19 protein-coding genes are annotated in these 20,064 nt (G+C 66.6%); 11 read left to right on the top strand and 8 right to left on the bottom strand.

Going from position 1 to position 20,064, the window contains the following annotated elements; genetic code table 11:
• The first annotated feature begins 81 nt into the window (after positions 1–81).
• The 3 genes from T9R20_RS14125 to T9R20_RS14135 are packed head-to-tail and all read left to right on the top strand — an operon-like array spanning position 82 to position 3,051.
• The gene (locus tag T9R20_RS14125) at positions 82–909 is read left to right on the top strand and encodes a glycosyltransferase (RefSeq protein ID WP_322409946.1); all 828 of its coding nucleotides are present in this window, start codon (positions 82–84) and stop codon (positions 907–909) included.
• Complete coding sequence (locus T9R20_RS14130) at positions 896–2,011, top strand: hypothetical protein (RefSeq protein WP_322409947.1); 1,116 nt, start codon at positions 896–898, stop codon at positions 2,009–2,011. The genes T9R20_RS14125 and T9R20_RS14130 overlap by 14 nt, the downstream gene beginning before the upstream one ends.
• Positions 2,008–3,051 (top strand): glycosyltransferase family 4 protein, encoded by a 1,044-nt coding sequence (locus tag T9R20_RS14135; protein ID WP_322409948.1) that lies wholly within the window; start codon positions 2,008–2,010, stop codon positions 3,049–3,051. The genes T9R20_RS14130 and T9R20_RS14135 overlap by 4 nt, the downstream gene beginning before the upstream one ends.
• On the opposite strand, the gene T9R20_RS14140 is transcribed toward T9R20_RS14135, so the two are convergent.
• Genes T9R20_RS14140 through T9R20_RS14160 form a run of 5 tightly spaced genes read right to left on the bottom strand, consistent with a single transcriptional unit; the run spans position 3,017 to position 9,363 of the window.
• Positions 3,017–4,036 carry an acyltransferase family protein gene (locus tag T9R20_RS14140; protein WP_322409949.1) on the bottom strand — a complete coding sequence of 340 codons (1,020 nt, stop codon included), beginning with the start codon at positions 4,034–4,036 and terminating at the stop codon, positions 3,017–3,019. The genes T9R20_RS14135 and T9R20_RS14140 overlap by 35 nt on opposite strands.
• On the bottom strand, positions 4,036–5,112 hold the full coding sequence (locus tag T9R20_RS14145; RefSeq protein WP_322409950.1) for an acyltransferase family protein: 1,077 nt from the start codon (positions 5,110–5,112) through the stop codon (positions 4,036–4,038). Before T9R20_RS14145 ends, T9R20_RS14140 begins: the two co-directional genes overlap by 1 nt.
• Positions 5,091–6,374, bottom strand: coding sequence for a polysaccharide pyruvyl transferase family protein (locus tag T9R20_RS14150; RefSeq protein ID WP_322409951.1), 1,284 nt, complete (start codon positions 6,372–6,374; stop codon positions 5,091–5,093). The genes T9R20_RS14145 and T9R20_RS14150 overlap by 22 nt, the downstream gene beginning before the upstream one ends.
• On the bottom strand, positions 6,371–7,876 hold the full coding sequence (locus T9R20_RS14155) for a lipopolysaccharide biosynthesis protein (RefSeq protein ID WP_322409952.1): 1,506 nt from the start codon (positions 7,874–7,876) through the stop codon (positions 6,371–6,373). The genes T9R20_RS14150 and T9R20_RS14155 overlap by 4 nt, the downstream gene beginning before the upstream one ends.
• A gap of 38 nt (positions 7,877–7,914) precedes the next feature.
• Positions 7,915–9,363, bottom strand: coding sequence for a hypothetical protein (locus T9R20_RS14160; RefSeq protein WP_322409953.1), 1,449 nt, complete (start codon positions 9,361–9,363; stop codon positions 7,915–7,917).
• 390 nt (positions 9,364–9,753) lie between these two features.
• On the opposite strand from T9R20_RS14160, the gene T9R20_RS14165 reads away from it, so the two are divergent.
• Together T9R20_RS14165 and T9R20_RS14170 are read left to right on the top strand one after the other, a co-directional pair.
• A complete protein-coding gene (locus T9R20_RS14165; protein ID WP_416182915.1) occupies positions 9,754–10,815 on the top strand; it encodes an acyltransferase family protein in 1,062 nt (353 codons plus the stop codon).
• Between the two features lie 31 nt (positions 10,816–10,846).
• A complete protein-coding gene (locus T9R20_RS14170; RefSeq protein WP_322412192.1) occupies positions 10,847–12,157 on the top strand; it encodes a UDP-glucose/GDP-mannose dehydrogenase family protein in 1,311 nt (436 codons plus the stop codon).
• Between the two features lie 283 nt (positions 12,158–12,440).
• On the opposite strand, the gene T9R20_RS14175 is transcribed toward T9R20_RS14170, so the two are convergent.
• Together T9R20_RS14175 and T9R20_RS14180 are read right to left on the bottom strand one after the other, a co-directional pair.
• A complete protein-coding gene (locus T9R20_RS14175) occupies positions 12,441–12,836 on the bottom strand; it encodes a DUF1761 domain-containing protein (RefSeq protein WP_322409955.1) in 396 nt (131 codons plus the stop codon).
• A gap of 26 nt (positions 12,837–12,862) precedes the next feature.
• A complete protein-coding gene (locus tag T9R20_RS14180) occupies positions 12,863–13,708 on the bottom strand; it encodes a helix-turn-helix domain-containing protein (protein ID WP_322412193.1) in 846 nt (281 codons plus the stop codon).
• Between the two features lie 111 nt (positions 13,709–13,819).
• Between T9R20_RS14180 and T9R20_RS14185 the strand changes: the two genes are divergently transcribed.
• Positions 13,820–14,281, top strand: coding sequence for a hypothetical protein (locus tag T9R20_RS14185; protein WP_322409956.1), 462 nt, complete (start codon positions 13,820–13,822; stop codon positions 14,279–14,281).
• Between the two features lie 11 nt (positions 14,282–14,292).
• On the top strand, positions 14,293–14,796 hold the full coding sequence (locus T9R20_RS14190) for a TetR/AcrR family transcriptional regulator (protein WP_322409957.1): 504 nt from the start codon (positions 14,293–14,295) through the stop codon (positions 14,794–14,796).
• Between the two features lie 64 nt (positions 14,797–14,860).
• On the opposite strand, the gene T9R20_RS14195 is transcribed toward T9R20_RS14190, so the two are convergent.
• The gene (locus T9R20_RS14195; RefSeq protein ID WP_322409958.1) at positions 14,861–15,688 is read right to left on the bottom strand and encodes a DUF4394 domain-containing protein; all 828 of its coding nucleotides are present in this window, start codon (positions 15,686–15,688) and stop codon (positions 14,861–14,863) included.
• A gap of 215 nt (positions 15,689–15,903) precedes the next feature.
• On the opposite strand from T9R20_RS14195, the gene T9R20_RS14200 reads away from it, so the two are divergent.
• Genes T9R20_RS14200 through T9R20_RS14215 form a run of 4 tightly spaced genes read left to right on the top strand, consistent with a single transcriptional unit; the run spans position 15,904 to position 20,036 of the window.
• Positions 15,904–16,941: a LacI family DNA-binding transcriptional regulator gene (locus T9R20_RS14200; RefSeq protein ID WP_322409959.1), complete on the top strand. Its 1,038-nt coding sequence runs from the start codon at positions 15,904–15,906 to the stop codon at positions 16,939–16,941.
• A complete protein-coding gene (locus T9R20_RS14205; protein WP_322409960.1) occupies positions 16,938–17,885 on the top strand; it encodes a sugar ABC transporter permease in 948 nt (315 codons plus the stop codon). Before T9R20_RS14200 ends, T9R20_RS14205 begins: the two co-directional genes overlap by 4 nt.
• Entirely contained in the window at positions 17,882–18,718 is an 837-nt protein-coding gene (locus T9R20_RS14210; RefSeq protein WP_322409961.1) for a carbohydrate ABC transporter permease, read from the top strand. The genes T9R20_RS14205 and T9R20_RS14210 overlap by 4 nt, the downstream gene beginning before the upstream one ends.
• Before the next feature lie 25 nt (positions 18,719–18,743).
• Positions 18,744–20,036 carry an ABC transporter substrate-binding protein gene (locus T9R20_RS14215; protein WP_322409962.1) on the top strand — a complete coding sequence of 431 codons (1,293 nt, stop codon included), beginning with the start codon at positions 18,744–18,746 and terminating at the stop codon, positions 20,034–20,036.
• The last annotated feature ends 28 nt before the right edge of the window (positions 20,037–20,064 follow it).

The following is a 20,064-nucleotide window of genomic DNA, read 5'->3' on the forward strand; positions in this document are numbered from 1 at the left end:
GAGCGCACGGGCCTGGCCCCCGACAGTCTCTGGGTGACCTTCGATACGCCGCAGAGCCGCGAGTCCCTCAGCGGTCGGCGTGTGGTGACCCTCCCCTATATCGGCCCTCGAGACCTCAAGGGCACCGTCGCGGCACTGCCCACCCTGCGATCGCTCCTCGCGAAGGAGAAATTCGACGTCGCGATCAGCACGGGGGCGGCGGTAGCAACGGCCGCGCTCCCCCTGGCCGTGCTGCACGGGATCCGCTCCCTCTATGTCGAGAGCGTCTGCCGGCTGGATGGTCCGTCCACGACCGGGCGACTCCTCCGATTCGTGCCCAAGGTGGAGCTACACACCCCGGCCCCAGGCTGGGCAGGGGGGCGATGGAAACGTACCGACAGCATCCTCGACGACTTCCGCAGCGTTCCCCGCGAAAACTCGCAGCGGCCGAGGAAGGTCTTCGTGACGCTCGGAACCATTCGCGGCTACCGCTTCGATTCGGTCGTGGACGCCATGCTGGCGAGCGGGTACGCCAACGATGAGACGGTGTGGCAACTCGGAGACACCCGAAGGACCGATGATCTTCCCGGCACGGTCGTGGACTATCTCGGTCCCCAGGAGTTTCGCCGCGCGGCGGCTGACGCGGACGTGGTGGTGACGCACGCCGGCGTGGGGACGATGATGGAGCTCCTCACGATGGGCATCTACCCCGTGCAGGCCATCCGCCGAGCGTCACGCGGAGAACATGTCGATGACCATCAGACAGAGATCGCCGACCTGGTGAACCGGCAAGACCTCGGGCGCGCCGTTGAAGGGCCAGGCCTGACGGGCGAGGTCATCGAATGGGCGGCAACACGGCGCATCGTGGACGACCTGCACACGTCGACGACGAATGAACCCTCTGAGAAAGCGGACAATGCCAACTCCTGACATCTTCGCCGTCGGACGCGGCCAGTACGAGAACATCGGCGACATCATCCTGAGACGCCCTCTTCTGCGGTGGGCTCGCGAGTGCGGCACCCTGCACGTGTACGTCGGCAACTCTCCCGACGGGTATGACGAAGGTCTCGGAATCACAGGCGCCGACCGTGTGTATCGCTCCTTCGGGCGGTGGTACGCAGCGCTCGTCCGGTCTGCGGCGAAGGGGACGGCTCACTCCCTGTACAAACCGGGCGAGATCCAGCTGACTCTTGTGGGGATGAAGGAGCACGTCGCGATGCTCCCCGCGGCGACCTTGGTCCGGGTCCGCGGCGGAGCCGTTGGCCGCGTCGGCGTCGGTGCGCGCAATTTCGCGGCTGTGCCGCGGGCGATCATGAAACCGTCAAACGCGCTGAGCAGCTACACCCGCTGGCGAGACGACAAGACTGCGGCGTATCTCGGGGTGGGTGCGGCGATGCCCGACCTCGGATTCGCCGAGGGCTCGCCCGTGGAGGCCCTCCGAGACGCCGCAACAGGCGAGAAGCGAGACCTTCTCGTGGTGTCGCTTCGCGACGACACGGAAGTTGCGCCCCGTCCTTACCCGGATCGTGCATGGCTGGATGGCATTCGTCTCGCCGCCGACGACCTCGGGCTCCGCATCGCCGTCGTGACCCAGGTGTCGGTCGACGATGCCAGAACCAACCTGCTGGCTCGGGACGTGGGTGCCGAGATCATCGTCGCGTGGCCCGAAGCGTCAGATCATCTGGCACAGGAACAGCGCCTGCGAGCGGTGTACCGGAGGACGGCGGTGGCAGCGAGCGATCGTCTGCATGTCATCGTGGCGGCCATGACCGAGGGAGCCGCCCCGGTGGGCTTGCAGCTGGACGATGCCGACAAGATCTCGCGACACTTCGACACGATCGGGCTGAAGGGCGTCGCTGTGAACAGCCGGGGCCTGTCCGCGCGAGAGCTGGCGGACGAGATCATCGCACGCGCGCAGCGCAGAGATGAAGCCCTCGACGCTCTCGCCGGGGCACGTGAGCGCCTCGAGAACGTCCGCGCAGAGCTTCATGAACTCCTCGCCCCGCGATCGGTGCAAACGGTATCAGCGTGACCCGCCGTCCCGAGATCGTGCACGTGGGCAGGGCCGGTGACATCCCGGGCGGAATGACACAGGTCATCAACGCCTACGTCCGGTGGCCGTTCCGCAGAACGAGGGTGTCCGTCCTGGAGTCTCGAGGTGATCCCGGAGACCATCTGACAGCACTCCGTCTGTGGGTTGGGGCGCTCTGGCGTGTGAGCCGGCTTCCACGACGAGACCTCGCCCTCGTCGTCCATCTTTCCGAGAGGGGTTCCTTCATCCGAGAGGGGTCGCTGGCGCGGCTTGCTGCCGCCCGCGGCATCCCTGTGATCGCGCACCTGCACGGAAGCGAGTTCGTCGAGTTCGCGACCGCGCACCCGCGACTCGTGGGCGGCGTGTTGCGCGCGTCCACGAAGGTGATCACGCTCTCTGAGGAAACCAGCTCGGTGTGCGAACGGTTCATCGACGCCTCCCGGATCGAGCTGGTACCGAATGCGATCCCCGCCGGATCCGGAGAAGACAAGGCTTCGACCATCGTGTTCGGGGGTGTCGTGTCAGAGCGGAAAGGGATAGACGTCCTGCAGGAGGCGTGGCGCCCCATCGCCGCCGCTCACCCCGATTGGAGCCTCACCATCGCCGGCCCGATTCGCGACCATCACCTCGTGGATCGCGACATCCCCGGCGTCACCTTCATGGGGAGCGTGCCGCACGCAAAGCTGATGGGTCTACTCGAGTCGGCCGCCATAGCCGTCCTTCCCTCTCGCGATGAGGCCATGCCGATGTTCCTCTTGGAGGCGATGGCGCGCCGCTGCTGTTGCGTGTCGACGACGGTGGGTGGCATCCCCCCTCTCCTCTCGGACGGATCGGGCATGCTCGTGCCGCCTGGTGATGCAGACGCGCTGCGCCGAGCGCTCGAAGAACTCATGGACGATGACGCAGCTCGCGGCCGCATCGCCGAGGCCGGTCATCGGCGATTCATGTCGGGGTACTCCGCCGAGGCGATCTATCCCCGGGTCGAGCAGATCTGGTTGGATGCCGTCAACGGAACCGCCGCGCCGTCTTCGCAACCGTAACCGACGCCTCGAGGCGCCGCTGCAGACCCCGCGGCAGGGTGAAGACACCACTGCGATCGCCTACCGCGCGTCGAATGAGGAGCGGAATCAGAACGCCGACCGCGGTGAATCCGACGGCGGCCGCGGCCGGCGGGACGACGTCGGGGGGAACCAGCGGCACCAGCGCCGCCAGAAGCATGGCATGGGTGACGTAGATGGCAATCGTTCGTTCACCAACGTACCGAAGCGGCGTGGCAATCCATCGCCAACGGGAAACGAGGGAGGCCACGGCCAGGGCAGCGGCGACGCAGACCACCGACAACACGACACGACCCACCCCTTCCAGAGCATCGGGGAGAACACTGAACACGAGGATGCAACCGGGCACGACGACCAGTGCGAGTGCAGCGACCGCGGGATTGCTCCGGTCAGCGAGGGTGGACCAAACCTTCGGCAGACGCGCGCCGAGGAGGAAGAAGAACAGGTAGAGGGCGATCGACGTCCACACCGAGTTGCCCCCGGTGGGGATCACATCGTAGGCCGCAGCCAGCGAAATCGCGCAGCCGCCGGCGAGGGGTATCCACGCGCGCAAGGCAGCGGTCAGTTTGGCGAGCACGATGTAGACGATGAGTGCGTACAGGAACCACAGCCCGTTCGTCGGCCATATCGGCGCCACTGCCAGGGCGAGCCACGGGTGCTCTTCGTTCAACGGCCATGGCACGAACGTGAACCACACCGCCCTGACGATCATCCACAACAGGTACATGTAGATGAGGAGGGCGAGCCTGGATGCGAACAGCGCCCTCCAGGACCGTCGTATCGCCCGTGCGGCGAAGATGCCGGAGATCAGGAAGAACAGCGGCATCCGGACAGCGGTCAGGTAGAGGTTGACCGTGTCGAGCCATCCGTTCTCCCACCCGTAGGCGCCCATCAATTGGATCGCGTGCGCAAGCACGACCAGGATCATGGCTGCGCCGCGCGCGACGTCCGGCCATGCCAGGCGCATCAGTCACCCGCTGCAGCTGGGGTGCGTTCAGCGCTGTTGCGGCGCCGACGACCGAACGGATAGACGAAGAGCCACGAGACGCGTGTGAGGTACCGGGTGATGAGGATCGAGAGCGCGACGACGACCGCCGTCAGCACGAAAGTCAAGATCAGGCCCCGGCCGGGCAACTCGTTCAGAGCCGGCAGAAGCGCCAAGGGCGCGACGACCAACGCGATGACGAAGGTATGGACGAGGTAGATGTTCAGAGTCCGAACGCCGACGTACGTCAGCCATCGCAACGCGACCAGACGAACCGCGTAAAACGCGATCGCGAAACCCGTGGCGACGGCCAGGAACTGTCCGACGAGTGCCACCCCGGGAACGCGAGCCAGTGCAGGCACGACGGTCACCAGAACCGCGAAGGCGCCGAAACCGACGGTGATGAGCACAGCCTTCCACGGCGTGACGGTGTCGACAGCCTGGTAGATGCGCCTGTGGAAATGAGCGCCAATCACGAAGAAAACGAGGTACTCCGTCATCCGGTCGATGCCGACGTTCTGCGCGTCGAGGATCCCGGAGGACGACAGGGCGGACAGGATCGCGCTCGCCGCGATCAGCACCCAGGCGGGCACGCGCCGGAAGAGCCAGTACACCGCGGTGAAGACGAACAGCGCGTAGATGAACCAGTACGAGCTGATGGGCCAGATGAGGATTCCGAGCAGTGCGAGCGGATCGGATGCCGTCTGCCCTGCCCCATCGGACCGGATGTTGGGTGCGATCAGGTAGAACAGAAAGCGGATGACCGACCACAGCACGTAGAGATAGAGATACTGTCGCAGCCGGCGGCGCCACAGGTCACCGAAGGACCAGGAAGTGACCCGGGAGTGGAACGTTCCCGTGATCAGGAAGAACGCCGCCATCGGGAACAGTTCGAGGACGACCTTGACTCGCCCGATACCCGCAACGTCCAACCCCGAGGACGCCAGGAAGAGCGTCGTGTGGTACGCCACGATCATGATGATCGCGACGCCCTTCACAAGATCGACCCATTCCCTGCGGCCGACATCCGATCTGATCAGTCGGTTTGCTGCGCCCATCTTCGTCCCCCAGATTCCGCGACACCGGCCGTTCGGCCCGTGTCGCCCCCGATGCGACTCACGTTCGCTTTCGCGAGATCGCGAGCCTTCTCCGCCCCCCGGCGGATTCTCGTTGCCGTATCGGCCGCATCCAACGCGACGTCCACGACTCGGATGATGTCTTCCGCCATGCCCGGCGCCGGTGCAACGCACAGCTCCGGCCAGTCGAACAGACTCATCAGTCCTTCCACTTTGCCCTGAGTCGCCAGGGTGACCGCGGGTGTCCCCTGCGCGAGCGACATGATCGCGAGGTGCATCCGTCCTGTGATCGTCACCTGAGCGACCGCGGCGAGAGCTCGAATAGTCGACGGGCTGAGCGGCTCGTCGACGAGACGCACGCCGTCCTGGTCGACGACGTCGAATATCGCGCGACATGCCGAGCGGTCATCCGCGGTCTCGCGCAGCACATGGGGCAGGAGGATGACGGACAGCCCGCGCCCGCGCAGATGGCGGATGACGGCGGCGTACTCGGGAACCTGGTCGACCGAGCGCGCGATCAGTCCGCTCGCGTTCACTAGAGCGACCGGTCCATCGATCCCCTGAAGGATCGCTTCGGCGGCGGCATCGTCCCGCCTGTCGTCCGTGAAGACGATATCCGCGGTCTCGACGACGCCCGCCACACCGAGGCTTCTGACTCGGCCCGCCGAAGCGGGGTCACGCAACAGGAGGCGGGCGCCCGCCGCGCCGGCCCGCCGCAGAGCACGCCGAGCCTGCGGGGTCGCCTTGCTGCTCCAGCTGAATCCGATCACCGACGTGTCGATTCCTGCCCGCGCGCACGCCGCAGCGATCGCCGACCGCCGAAGCGAGGGCCTTTGCACATAGACGCCGTCCATGATGTCGGCACCGATGATCGAGACGGTCGCCGCACCGTCGACGAGAATCGCCAAGCGTCGCAGGTCTGCCCGGTGATTCGTCCCCTGACCGTAGAACAGCCCAGGGAGCGCGTGAAGTGACGCCTTCTCGACCATCGCCGCAGGGATCACGAAATCCTGCTGCCCACGGCTCACAACGATGACCTCGCGATCGGCCGCGGCCACGAAGGCCTCCACCATGGCCTGGTCGCCGATGTTGCCTGCCCCCGGTGGGGCGATGAGAACATGGCGCGATGTTCCGGAGCGGACCGACCGCAGAGCGCGGTCCACGGCTATTTCGGTCCAACCGGTCCGGTCGACGATGCCGCGCGATATCGCGATCAGGCGGGAACGAATGTGGCGAATCTTCACGGTGTCTCCTCCTGGGCCACAGCCGGCTTTCGTGCGCTGCGGAAGAATCGTCGCGCCGATGCCATGGAGAGAACGTCACGACGGAACGGGGGGAACACTGCGGCGATGAGGGCCAACGCCAGCAGGAACCCCGTCAGCCCTACCGCCATACGGGCGATCGGAAAGAGATCCGGAAACAGCAGCGTCGAGGCCCACGAGGCCGTCGCCGCCACGGCATAGATCGAGATGGTCCTCAGCGCGGTCAGGAACAGCTTGAGAAGCGGTGCCGTCGCGCGGCCGACGAGGAAGAGCGTGCCGATCGGCCAGAGGAGTGCGGCCGTCACCGCGTAGGCGACCGTCACACCCTCCACGCCCCACACCGCGCCCAGGCAGATGATCGCGATGACGAAGGGGCGCGTGATGGCGATGTACACGAGATAGCGCGTGGTGAGGCCCTGCGAGAGGTAGATCCAGTAGGACGAGTACGCGGCGGCCTGGAACAGCCCCGCGATCGCGAGCACCTGGAACAGCGGCACGGTCGGGCCCCACTGCGGGCCGAGCGCCACGAACACCAGGTCCGGAGCGACCGCGACCGTGAATGCGAGGACGAAGCACACCAGATTGAGCAAGATCGTCTGGCCGAAGGAGATGAAGTCCGCGTATCTCCTGGGCTGGTCCTGCAGGCGTGAAAGCGTCGGAAGCGCAACTCGCGAGGATGGCGCATTGATCTGATTCAGCGGCAGCACCATGAGCTGGTAAGCCCGGTTGAAGTAGCCGAGTTCCTGCGCACCGAACTGGCGGCCGATCACCACGGACGCCACGTTCCGACTGGCGTAGTTCAGCAGCTGAGCGCCGACCAGGCCGCCTCCGAAAGTGAGGAACGCCTTCATCTGCTCCCCCCGGCGAGGAAGGGAGGGCCACCAGCCCGCGACGAAGGGGAGCACCACCGCCTGGAGCAGGACCTGCAGCACCTGCTGGGCCACGAGGGCCCAATAGCCCCACCCGAACGCCGCCAGGCTGAGTGCGATGGTCAGCGCGATGATCTGCGCACCGATCTCGGCTGATGCCAACCACCCGAACCGGAAGTTCCGGTTCAGGTCCGCGCGGAACTGGGTGGAGAAGCCGTTGAGCAGGAAAGTGACCGAGAGCGCCAGCGTGATGAGGACCAGTCGATCGTCGCCGTAGAAGGACGCGAGGGGCACCGCCAGGCCTGCGACGATCGCCGTGAGGCCGGCACCGATACCCAGGTTGATCCAGAAGAGGTTGGAACGCTGTCCCCGGGTGAGTGTGCGCGCCTGGATGGCAGCGCTCGACAAACCGAAATCGCGAAGGATCTCGCCTACACCGATGATCGCGAGGACCATCGCTGTGAGTCCGTAGTCGCTCGGAGAGAGCAGGCGTGCCAGCAGGACGATTCCGAGCAGCTGGACCACGATGCGCGTCAGCTGCCCGGCAAAGGTGACCGCGGCGCCTCGACCTGCCTTTGCGGCCAGGCTGGGGGCGGTCCGTGAGGGAGAAGTCATCTGGTGCTCGGAATCTCAGTGCGGTCCGACCGGATCGGTCAGCCTGCCGTGACGGATGTCGGCGTGGGGAACGAGTCGCGGACGTCTGTTGCGGGTCGGGCCATCTCGCGCGCGTCATTGACGGCGAGCAAAGCCAGAATGCCGATCAGGATGTGCATGCTTCGTACGGCGTCGAGCGAATTGAATCCTGTGATCGCGACGACGTATGCGATCACCGCCATGCCGACGCCCAAGTCTCGGTGCGACCAGGCCGCGAGGACGAGGCATCCCATGAACCCGAGGAAGAACAGGAGGCCCGGAACGCCGACACTGATCAGGAGCTGGAGCAGGGAGTTCTCTATGACGATCGAATCGAAGAGACGCCCGGTCTCTCCCGATGTTCCCGGACCCGTCCCGAACCACCCGCCATACTGCGCTGCGTCGATGGCCACGGTGAGAGCCCTGTCGCGCACATCAGCGGAGAGTCGAGACTCGATCGAGTCCGCACGATCGAGAAGTGGACCGAAGTTCAGGACCGCGAGACCCCCGACTGCTGCCAGCGCCAGAAGCGCGAACCATCGCGTGATGCGCTGCCAACCGAGGAAGAACGGTGTAACGACCAGCGCGATCGCCACAGCGACGGCGACCGCGGCGATGGACCCCCGCGACACCGTTCCGAGAATGCCCGCTCCGGCCAGGGCCCCGCACAGGAGCATCCACTTCTTGCCCGTGGTGATCCATCCCCCGATGGCGAGACACACCGGGATGGTGAGGAATGCCCCCGCGAAAAGCGGGTGGCTGAAGGCACCACGCGCGCGGTACACCGAGAACTCGAACTCGCGCGATGCACCCAGCACCACGTCGACGATCCCGTAGACGGGAGAGAAGCCGAGCAGCATCTCGATGAAGATGTTCAGACCGACCAGCGCACCCACGATGATCAGCACGGGGCGCAGCAGCGCGACCTCTTCTCGTGCGTCGAAGACGAGCAGAGGGACGAGGGCGCTGAGCACGAACGCGATGCTCCAGCCGAGCTCGGTCTCCCCACCGCCGGCGAGGAACGCCGCGATGAAAAGCCACGCGGCGAACAGGATCGCCAGTGTGTACACCGCAAGCCGCGGTCCCACCCTGGTCACAGGACCGAAACGCTCGAGCCTCGGACTGCGCTGATCGAGCACGAGACGGCGGAACACCCAGACGGCGAGAAGCAGAGCCATCGGAGGCAGCGCGTTGAACGGGCCACCACTCGGGATGAGGCGAGTGGGAAAGACCGCGAGGATGACCACGACGATGGCCGGAAGCATGTGCACGGGAACCGCGAACATCCCGATGGCGAGGGCGGCGAGGAAGGGGATGGCCAAGCCCACCCACACCTCTGGCTCGTCGAGCAGACGAAGGATCGCGGCGGTGACCAACCCTGCGAACCCGACCGCGACCACGAATGTGACCCAGAACCGGAGAATCGCTCGCCGATCCCAGCGGGGAACGGTCAAAAATCCACGCTTCACGGTCCTCCTCTGCCGTCTTCCCATGGCAGCCGAACCGCCCACACTGCGAGCCAGCCTTGCTAGAGAGTACCGAGGAAAGATGAAGGTTCTGTTTCCCCGTCGTAAATGAGGCGCGGCGTGCACGCCCAGCCATCGTTACGTCCGCGTAAATCTCGTGTGACGGCTGACTGGCCGCCCCTATGCGCACGCTATGGTTACTGCTGAGGTTCACGCCGACGACGACCCGTGCTCCGCCTGCTTCGGCAGCACTACTTCTCCGTCAACGATCGGCACCACTATGCGCGCTTTTCTCTTCGGCGCAAGCCCGTTCCTGGAGGGCGGCCGATGACCGCCGTGGCTTCTGCATCATCGCGGGCGGGTCTTCGTTCCCATCGGCTCGGCTGGGCAGACGTGGCGCGTGGCGTCGCGATCATCGCGGTCGTGTACTTCCACGCGACGCTCTTCCTCGAGGTGGTCGGGGTCGATCGGACTCTGGGGCGGGCGAAAGCGCTACTGGAGCTCGTGCCCCTTCCCGCCTTCTTCCTCATCGCCGGCCTCTTCAGTTCTCGGCTGGTGAAAGAGGGCTCATTCCGCGAGCTCACGAAGAAGCGGGTCGTGCCGCTTCTGTACGTTTACGTCCTCTGGTCGCTGTTCCGTTTCGCGATGTTCGCGCTGTTCCCGTCGCTCCCGTCGCGCGCGACGGACATCGCCGCCGGGGATCCGCTTTCGCTGCTCCTCCTCCCGGTGCTGCCGGCGAGTCTCTACTGGTTCCTCTACGCGCTCGCACTCTCCACCCTCCTCACCTGGATTCTCCGCCGAGCACCACGATGGCTGCTCGGGGCCGCGGCGGCGGCCGCGTCCATGTTGTTCACCAGCGGAGTGGTCAACACCGGCACGATCGCATGGAACCGGATCGGTACACTCTTCGTCTTCTTCGTCGTGGGCGTGCTCTTCCGGTCGGAGATCATCCGCTTGATGACACGTGCACGTCACTGGCACGCGGGCGTCGCCGTCGGGATCTATCTCGCCATCGCTCTGGCCCTCGCACTCGCCCGGCCTCTGTTGACCATTCCCGGGACGGTCTTCCTCGGGCAGGTCGCAGGAGTCGCCGCCCTGCTGCTCGTCGCCAAGTCCGTGCAAGACCTGCGAGCCGCCCGAACGCTCGTTCGGTGCGGGCGTGCGTCGCTCGCCATCTATCTCAGCCACATCCTCGTCATACCGCCTCTTGCGTGGCTGATCGGACTGTTCAGTCCGTCCTGGCCGACCGTCGTGAACATCCTCATCGCGGTGGCCGTGACAGCGGTCGCCGTTGCCGTCGGCCTCGGACTCGCTGCGGTCGCCCCCCGCATACCCTGGCTGTTCTCGCCCCCGTGGACCACCGCTCGGCGTCGCAGCCGTTCTGTGCCGATCACGTCCCCTACCCAGCCGGCACCCACGTCGAGTCGAAGAGCTGCTTCGAACATGAGACGTTGATGGTCCACGGCTCACGACAAGAAGGAGAATGATGCGTTTATCGGTCATCGGATGCGGCTACCTCGGCGCCGTTCACGCGGCTGCCATGGCGTCGATCGGTCACGAGGTGGTCGGGATCGATGTCGACCAGCGGAAGATCGCGTCGCTGTCGAAGGGCGAAGCGCCCTTCTTCGAGCCCGGGCTGCAGGAGATCCTCACCGAGGGCATCGCGTCGGGGAACCTGCGGTTCACGACCGACATGTCCGAGGCGGCGGGCGCGAAGGTGCACTTCGTCGGCGTGGGGACCCCGCAGGTCAAGGACGGCTACGCCGCCGACCTGACGTACGTCAACGCCGCGGTCGACGGGCTGCTGCCCTACCTCTCTGAGGGCGACATCGTCGCCGGCAAGTCGACGGTGCCGGTCGGGACTGCGGCGGGCCTCGCCCCGCGGGTGACCGAGACCGGTGCGACGCTGGTGTGGAATCCCGAGTTCCTCCGCGAGGGATGGGCCGTGCAGGACACGATCGACCCGGATCGGCTCGTCGCGGGGGTTCCCGCGGGCGCAGAGGGCGAGACCGCGGCATCCGTCCTCCGCGAGGTGTACCACCCGTCCGTGGCCAAGGGCACCCCGTTCATCGTGACCGACTACGCCACCGCCGAGCTGGTCAAGGTGTCGGCCAACGCGTTCCTGGCGACGAAGATCTCGTTCATCAACGCCATGGCCGAGATCGCCGAAGTCACAGGTGCGGATGTCACACAGCTGGCCGACGCGATCGGGCACGACGCCCGGATCGGGCGCCGGTTCCTCGGCGCCGGGATCGGGTTCGGCGGCGGGTGCCTGCCGAAGGACATCCGCGCGTTCTCGGCTCGCGCGGAAGAGCTCGGCCGTGGGGAGTCGGTGGCGTTCCTGCGTCAGGTGGACGAGATCAACCTGCGTCGCCGCGACCGCGCCGCTCAGCTCGTCGTCGAAGCTCTCGGCGGATCGGTGTTCAAGAAGAACGTCACCGTTCTGGGTGCGGCGTTCAAGCCCCACAGCGACGACATCCGCGACTCCCCCGCGCTGGATGTCGCGGTGAAGCTGCATGGGCTCGGGGCGTGGGTGACGGTCACCGACCCGGCCGCGATCGAGAATGCACAGCGCATCCACCCGCAGCTGAACTACGTCGAGGACCGCGACGAGGCTCTGCGAGAGGCGGACGCCGTCATCGTCGTCACCGAATGGGACGAGTACCGCCGCGAACTCGACCCCGCGCATGCGGGATCGCTGGTGCGCGGGAAGGTCGTCGTCGACGGGCGCAACTGCCTGGACGCGGGAGCGTGGCGCGCGGCGGGGTGGGAGTACTTCGGGATGGGGCGGCCCTGACCGCCCGACAGCGATACGGGCGTGTTACGAGTGCGATAACTCCATTCGTAGGGCCGCATCGAGAGACCTTCGCCTCGCTATTCTGACGACGGAACCTACCTGGCGACTGCTCCGCAGACGGCAGGAAGCGGCCTCCCCAATGGTCGTGAACTGCGTGGGGTCCGGGCTCCCTCGAGATATCGGCACCCCCGGATCCCCGCCGCTCGAGGGAGCCGCTCCGTGCCTAGGGGAACTGGCTCGGTTGCGTTCGCGGGGTAGTGAATCGCGCATCCCGGAACACCAATCAGCCCTGAAGCGCACCGATGATGATGCCCATGAGCGTGAATGCCACCGTGTTGTAGCCCGCGTTGATCGCCCACAGCGTGGCGGACCGGCGCTCGAAGAGATAGTTGACGCCGAACGCCGCGGCGACGAACGTGAGTCCGGCCGCGAAGCCCGCGAAGGCGCCGAACGCGAGGCCCGCGCCACCGATGAAGGCCGCCAGGCTCGTTGCCATCACGAGAGCGAAGAGGGCCGACCCGATGAAGACACGGGGCGCCCCGGTCGCGAGCTGCTCGTCCGTGACCGCTGCGGCACGCTGCCACGGTTTGGCGAACAGCAGCGAGTACCAGAGACCACCGAGCAGGAAGGTGGATGCCGCGGCTGCGGCGATCGCCAACGGGTTGAGAACGATGTCCATCGCCGAAGTCTCGCCGAGACCGGATATCACGGGCTTGGAGAAAATGCACCGTCTTCGTCGAACGGGAGAAACGAAGGCTCGCCGTGGCCGTAGCGCCGCCGGTGCTCGAGGTACGCGGTGGGAGTCATCCCGGTGAGACGGCGGAACTCGTGGATGAAATGCGGCTGGTCGTAGTAGCCGCCGGTGCGCATGAGCTCACTCCACTTCGGCAGGTCGCCCTCGTCCGGCAGCTCCGCGAGGAAGGCCTGATGCCGCAGCACCGCCGAGAAACGTTTCGGGGTGACGCCGGTGGCGCGGCGGAAGGCCTCGGCGAAACCCTTCGGCGACATCCGCGCACGCCCAGCGAGCTCGCGGATCGGCACCCCGGGATCGGCATCCATTCCCCCGATCGCTGCCACAACACGATGGTCGGGTGTCCACTGCGGATCGCGGAGATCGGTGAGAAATGACGCGTACCTCGCAATCGCCTCCGCCGGATCGACCTGGGCCAGTGAGGTCCGAAGCACGTCGATCCCGGTGAGGAATGTCGCAGCAGGCTGCACTCGATCGACGACGGCGGCCGGATCGATGCCGAAGGCGCCGGCTGCCCACGGATGGATAGCCGCTCCCACGTGGTGCACGACCGGCGGGTTCTCATTGAGGAGGTACTCCAGCTGCATTCCGGAGAGGAACGCAGCCTCGAGGGTCTGATCGACCGAGGTCCGTCCACGCGCGATCACGCGGTACGGTTCGGGAGCCAGGTTCACGATGAGGTGCATCGCGGGGATCGGCACGATCCGTTCGAATCGCTGTGGCGACTGCATTCGCAACCACCACAGCCGCGACACCGATGCGCGCAACGGGGCAGGCGGTTCGCGTTCCAGGTACCCCATCTCCACCCCTTCAGCATGCACGCACCGCCTGCCGGTGAGCAGGCTTCTCCTTCGCGCTCGGCAGTGTAGTATCGACTACACATTGTGTAGCTCGCACTACAGGAGGCGCTCATGACGACGACCCTGCACAAGAACTGGCTGATCGTCACCGCGATCGTCGTCGGCGCATTCGGGCCGGTGTTCGCGCTCGGCACGACGCTCGCGACATCCGGCCCGGCGCAGTTCACGCTCGACGTGCTCGCATGGCCCGTCGACGGCGCGCAGGACTACCAGTCGGCGACCACGAGGTTCCTCACCGCGCTGACCGGGGGATTTCTCCTCGGCTGGGGCGTCACGATCCTCTGCCTTCGCCAGTGGGTGTTCGACTCGGCCCCCGAGGGGGTACGTCGGTCCGTGCTCGTCGGCCTGATCGCATGGTTCGTGCTCGACAGCGCGGGGTCGATCGCATCGGGGAACCCCATCAACGCGGTGTTGAACGTCATCGTGCTCGCCCTGGCATCCGGTCCCCTCTGGGTCCCCGCACGCGACTCGGCACCGCCCGCGCGCGACAGGGCGGTGAAAGCAGGCCAGTAACGTTGACCGATGTGGGAAGCCGACACTCGCGGGAGGAGATCCTCGACGGCGCCGTGCGGGTGCTCCTCGAACGAGGCGTGTCGGGACTGTCGTTCGCGAGCGTCGGGGACGCCCTCGGCATCGCCGACCGCACGGTCGTCTACTACTTCCCCACCAAAGCCCACCTTCTCCAGGCCGCGGTCGAGGCCGGCTCGGTGTCGCTCCGCGACCTGCTGGGCGCTGCGTTCGGCACCGACGCCCTGCCGCCGGCAGACCTGATCGAACGCGCGTGGCCGGTGATCAGCTCGGCTGAGGCACACCCCTGGATGCGGGTCTACCTCGAGCTGATCGGTGCGAGCGCCCGCGGCGACGAGCCCCACCGCTCCCTCGCCCGAAGCATCACCGAGTCATGGATCGCCTGGGTCGCCGAGCGGGTCGCGGCCGCGACCCCGGCGGATCGCCTGAGGGAAGCGCAGCAGGTCGTCGCCGCGATCGACGGTCGGCTCGTGATCCATACGCTCGGGATCGAGGCGTAGCGATTCTTGGCGCCGCTGTGAAGCGCTGACTCTCCGCTCTGCTGACCCCCTGATGCGGCGGTGATCAGCCGATGCGAATGGCGATGTCGGTCACCGTCACGCCACGCGGGAACTTGCCCGTCGCATCCGCCTCACCCGTCAGCAGCGACACGCTGTACAGCCTGCTCTCGCCGTTCACCGCCAGCACGGCGAAGCCGGCGTTGTCGGCGGTGATGTCGAAACCGGCGTCGGCCCCGGCGTCCACGCCGAGTTTGCCGGTCGACGCCAGCAGCCCGGCGTTGGCCGGCGACTGCAGCACGACCTGGTTGAGCGTCGTGTCGATGTCGAACAGGGTTGTGGCGGTGGCAGGGTCGAGGTCGTTGTTGGTGTACGCCGCTGCGGTCACCCCCACGGCCGTCGCAGCGGGCGCGGTCGGAGTCGCGGGGTAGGTGAGAGGGCCGTCGGCGACGGTGGTCCCCCCGACGACGTCGTGCCGAAGGTTCTGGCCGGTGTCGCTGATCACCCGCAGCCGGTCGGCGGCGGGGTTGAAGTCGACGCCGAAGTGCGTGCCGGACGGGGCGATCGTCAGCTGCGACACCTTGGTCGCGGTGGCACCCGCGAGGGTGTAGACACCACCGAGGTCTCCCACCCCATAGAGGAGCCCGTCCTGCACCCGGTAATCGATGCCGATCAGTCGCGAGTCACCGCTCAATCCCGTGACGGCGCCGACCGATCGTGCAACGGCAGGCGTCAGGGTGTTGAACGACACGAGCTTGCCGTCGGCGGTGAGACCGATCGCGGGTTTGGCGGTGACGAACGCCTGCGGCGCCGGGCTCCCCCCGATGCCGGCGGCGACGGATGCGGCGAGGACCCCGACGGTCACTCCGGACGCGACCCACTTCATGCGCTTCATTGCGTACTCCTTGCAAGGGTTCAGTGATGACGATTGCCAGTGCTTCGGAGCGCTCCGCGAATCGGATGCTTCGGAAGGCGATGATGCCCCGTGCGGCGTGGGGTTTCGGATCGCTCGGTGAGGGGAGCGCGAGGAGGACTTGACGAATTCTTGGGGGTGTGGAAACGTTTACGACGAAAGCCGTAAACGTTTCCACCATTGTCGTTGGGAGTCGGATGCCTCGTCCCACCATCACGCAGGTCGCTGCGCTTGCGGGTGTATCCATCGCATCCGCATCACGCGCGCTGAACGATCAGATCGCAAGCGCCGAGACGATCGAGAAGGTTCGCAAGGCCGCCGCCGAGCTCGGATACATCCCTGACTCTCGCGCCCGCTCACTCAAACTGGGCCGAACGCAGCAGCTGGCCTACGCGGTCGCCGATATCGGCAACCCGGTGTACGTCGAGATGATGAGCGCGGTACAGCACGTCGTCGCCGCGTCGGGTTACCGTCTGGTGATCTCGTCGACCGGGACGACGTCGACCTCGCTCGAGGTCGTGGATGAGCTTCGGCGCGGCCACGTCGACGGACTCATCCTGTCTCCGCTGCGGGTCACGGACGAGCTGATCCAGGCGCTCGAGCTGGCCCCCGTCCCCGTCGTGGTTCTCGGACGCGCACCCGAAGAGTCGACGATCGATTCGGTGCGGGCGGACTCGCCCCGCGGGATGCGGATGGTGGTTGATCATCTCGTCGCCACCGGACGGCGCCGGCTGGTCTTCCTCAATGGCCCGCGCGACACCACCCCTGGACGCCTGCGCGAGGAAGGCTTCCTCGCGGCAATGGCCGCCCACCCCGATGCCGAGGGACGAACATTCGCCGCACCCGACTTCACCATCGCCTCCGGATACGCCGCCGCCCAGAAGGTCCTGGATGACGCCGACGACGCACCGCTCGACGCCATCGTCGCGGCGAACGACCTCATCGGGATCGGCGCCCTGCACGCCGCGGACGACCTCGGATGGAGCGTGCCCGGTGATCTGTCGATCACGGGCATGGACAACACGGAGTTGGCAGAGGTCACCCGTCCGGGGTTGACGAGCGTCGATCTCGGCGCAGCCGAACGAGGCCGCCTCGCCGCGGAGTTGCTGCTCGCGCGCATCGCCGAGCCCACCCGTGCCGTGCACACCGTGACGGTCGCGCCGTCACTGACGATCCGTGCGTCGTCGATGGCCAAGCCCCTCGCACAGGCGACCGCCGAGCGGGGCGTCGGATGACGACGACGGCCCCCCGCTCCACCACCTCGACGGCAACGCCGGCTGTGCGTCGCCTCGGTCCCCGCGCGCGGGCCGAGCGGCGCGAGGCGGTCGCGCTCGTCGGACCAGCGCTGCTGCCGATCATCATCTTCTCGGTGATTCCACTCGCCGCCGGTGTCGCTCTCGGCTTCACCAACGCGACTCTCCGAAGGAACGCCGAGATCGAATTCATCGGCTTCGGCAACTTCATCGAGCTTCTCGGCGATCAGCGCTTCTGGGGGTCATTCGGCATCGGCATCGTCTGGGCGGGGTCGGTGGCACTGCTCACGCTCCTGTCGGCTACGGGCCTCGCACTCCTCCTCAACAGCGACCTTCGACTCAAGCCCCTCACCCGGGTGCTCGCCCTCATTCCCTGGGCGATGCCACCCGTCGTCATCGCGATCGTCTGGCGGATGATCTACAACCCCAACTCCGGGCCCCTCAACGGATTCCTCGAGTCGATCGGTCTGCAGGGCGTGAACTGGCTGGGCAACTTCGAGACGGCTCTGCCCGCCGTCATCCTCGTGGGCGTGTGGTCGGGCATCCCGCAGACCACTGTGCTGCTCCTCGCGGGCATGCAGTCCATAGCCCCCGAACTGCACGAGGCCGCCGCCGTCGACGGCGCCGGCGCGCTGCGCCGCTTCTGGCACGTGACGCTTCCGGCCCTCCGCCCCGTGATCATCGCCGTGACCACCCTCGATTTCATCTGGCAGTTCAACTCCTTCGGTCTGGTGTACGTCCTCACCGAGGGCGGCCCCGGTGGCCGAACGATGATTCCGCCGCTGTTCACGTACCTGGAGGCTTTCCGAAACCGCGAGATCGGCTACGCCTCGGCGATGGGCGATGTGCTCGTCATCGCGATTCTGCTGATCCTGTCCGTCTATCTCATCGCGCGCTTCCGCCAGGCGAAGGGACAGTCAGCATGAACCGCCGCCCCTGGTACGGCACGGGCTTGATGTACGTCGCGCTCGCGGCGTACCTCTTCTTCCTCGGCTTCCCCCTGGTATGGCTGCTCTCCGCATCGTTCAAGACGTCGGGCGAGCTGAATTCGCTCGAGAGCGGATTGATCCCGCGTGTGTGGGAGTGGGGCAACTACGTCACCGCTCTCGAACGGCAGAACCTCCTGACCGCCGCGGGCAACTCCCTGCTCGTGGCAGTGGCGACGATGGTCATCACCGTCATCCTCTCGATGCCGATGGCCTACGCCCTCGCGCGTCTGCAGGGGCGTTTGCGAGCGGCCGGAACGGTGTGGATTCTGACGAGCCAGGTCTTCCCCACCATCCTCATCATCATCCCGCTCTTCCTCGTGCTGCGAACGATCCAGCTCAACGACACTCTTCTGGGCCTGATCCTCGTCTACGTCACGTTCACGATGCCGTTCACGCTGTGGATGCTGCAGGGCTACGTCGCCGCGATCCCGCGTGAACTCGAAGAAGCCGCCGAGGTCGACGGCGCGGGGCGGCTGGCCATCCTCCGCCGCGTCGTCCTGCCACTCCTCGCGCCGGGCCTCGTCGCCACCGCGATGTTCACCTTCGTCGCCGCGTGGAACGAGTTCTTCCTCGCTCTAGTGCTGATCCAGAGCCCTGAGCTCTACACCCTCCCGATCGCGCTGCGCTCGTTCCTCGGCGCCGAGGGGCAGACCGAGCTGGGTCCGCTCGCCGCGGGCGCGATCCTCGCCACCATCCCCTCGCTCATCATCTTCGCGATCCTGCAGAAGAAGCTCACCGGCGGCATGCTCGCCGGTGCCGTCAAGGGCTGAGTCCCACCCCCAGAAAGGCAGTCACATGAGAAGCACACGAGGCATCGCGGCTTTGGCGCTGATCAGCGCCGGGGCCCTGGCGCTGACCGCATGTCAGCAGGGAAGCGCGAGCCGCGACGACAGCAGCGACGGCGACGGAGTCACGCTGCAGTTCCAATCGCTGTCAGACCAGCCGGCCACCCAAGAGGCGGTCTCCGGCATCGTCGACGCATGGAACGCCGACAACCCGGACGTCCAGGTGGAGATCATCCAGGCCGGATGGGACGGGATCTACGACAAACTGATCACGCAGTTCACCGGGGGCACCGCCCCCGACATCATCCAGTACGAGGCCGCGTCGATCGGATCCTTCGCCCGCGACGGGTACCTCGCCGACCTCGGCGATCTCGTGGACGCCGATCTGCAGAGCGACATCTCCGAGGGCATCTGGGAGTCGGTGACCGTCGATGATCAGATCGTCGCCTACCCGTCGACCCTGCAGTCGTACATGGTGTTCGCCAACACCGATCTGCTCGAGCAGGCGGGAGTCGAGATCCCGACGGGCGAGACGATGTCATGGGAACAGCTGCAGGAGATCGCTCGCGCCACGACGGCCGACGGCCGCTTCGGGCTGGGCTGGGGTCTCGGCTCGCCGACCGCGGCACTCATGACCCTCGGCGTCGGATTCGACGGCGCGTACTTCACCGGTGAAGGCGCCGACGCCGCCATCGAGGTGGGCGAGAACGAGCTCGCTCTGCCTGAGCTGGTCCACGAGATGGCTTACACCGATCGTTCGCTCGACCCGACGTCCCTCACTCAGTCCGGCTCGGAGGTGCTCGCCTCGTTCTACGGCGGAACGGTCGCGATGACCGTGCAGGGCTCCTTCCAGGCGGCGAACATCGCCGCGGATGCTCCAGAGGGCTTCAACTGGACGGTGCTGCCCCCGCTCGAAGGCACAGCCGGTGCCCTGCAGGCGGCCAACCCGCAGACCTACTCGGTGAATGTCGACTCCGAGTACGTCGACGAGTCCGCCGAGTTCCTCAATTACTTCCTGCAGGCCGACAATCTCGCGCAGATCGCCTACGCCGACGCTCTCATCCCGTCGTCCGGCACCGCACGCGAGCAGGTCGCGGAGCTCGCGGGCGACGCCATCGGATGGGAACAGATCCTCGCATCGGGCGACGGCCTGACGGGCGCACCCTTCCTGAAGGTCGACGGCTACGCGGAGTGGAAGGACACGATCGCGACGCCGGCCTTCCAGCAGTACTTCGCGGACCAGATCACACTCGAAGAGCTCTCGTCGCAGCTGACGCAGGGCTGGGACGACATCGCGGGTTGAGATCCGGAGGTGGGGCGGGCCTCACCGC

It is taken from the genome of Microbacterium invictum (assembly GCF_034421375.1).
GTDB classification, from domain to species: domain Bacteria; phylum Actinomycetota; class Actinomycetes; order Actinomycetales; family Microbacteriaceae; genus Microbacterium; species Microbacterium invictum_A.

Excerpts from the sequence above, each read along its gene's own strand:
- T9R20_RS14215 (WP_322409962.1), top strand. The coding sequence starts at position 18,744 with ATGAGAAGCACACGAGGCATCGCGGCTTTGGCGCTGATCAGCGCCGGG.
- T9R20_RS14175 (WP_322409955.1), bottom strand. The coding sequence starts at position 12,836 with ATGGACATCGTTCTCAACCCGTTGGCGATCGCCGCAGCCGCGGCATCC.
- T9R20_RS14180 (WP_322412193.1), bottom strand. The coding sequence starts at position 13,708 with ATGGGGTACCTGGAACGCGAACCGCCTGCCCCGTTGCGCGCATCGGTG.
- T9R20_RS14195 (WP_322409958.1), bottom strand. The coding sequence starts at position 15,688 with ATGAAGCGCATGAAGTGGGTCGCGTCCGGAGTGACCGTCGGGGTCCTC.
- T9R20_RS14185 (WP_322409956.1), top strand. The coding sequence starts at position 13,820 with ATGACGACGACCCTGCACAAGAACTGGCTGATCGTCACCGCGATCGTC.
- T9R20_RS14170 (WP_322412192.1), top strand. The coding sequence starts at position 10,847 with ATGCGTTTATCGGTCATCGGATGCGGCTACCTCGGCGCCGTTCACGCG.
- T9R20_RS14145 (WP_322409950.1), bottom strand. The coding sequence starts at position 5,112 with ATGGGCGCAGCAAACCGACTGATCAGATCGGATGTCGGCCGCAGGGAA.
- T9R20_RS14130 (WP_322409947.1), top strand. The coding sequence starts at position 896 with ATGCCAACTCCTGACATCTTCGCCGTCGGACGCGGCCAGTACGAGAAC.
- T9R20_RS14140 (WP_322409949.1), bottom strand. The coding sequence starts at position 4,036 with ATGCGCCTGGCATGGCCGGACGTCGCGCGCGGCGCAGCCATGATCCTG.
- T9R20_RS14210 (WP_322409961.1), top strand. The coding sequence starts at position 17,882 with ATGAACCGCCGCCCCTGGTACGGCACGGGCTTGATGTACGTCGCGCTC.
- T9R20_RS14155 (WP_322409952.1), bottom strand. The coding sequence starts at position 7,876 with ATGACTTCTCCCTCACGGACCGCCCCCAGCCTGGCCGCAAAGGCAGGT.
- T9R20_RS14205 (WP_322409960.1), top strand. The coding sequence starts at position 16,938 with ATGACGACGACGGCCCCCCGCTCCACCACCTCGACGGCAACGCCGGCT.
- T9R20_RS14200 (WP_322409959.1), top strand. The coding sequence starts at position 15,904 with ATGCCTCGTCCCACCATCACGCAGGTCGCTGCGCTTGCGGGTGTATCC.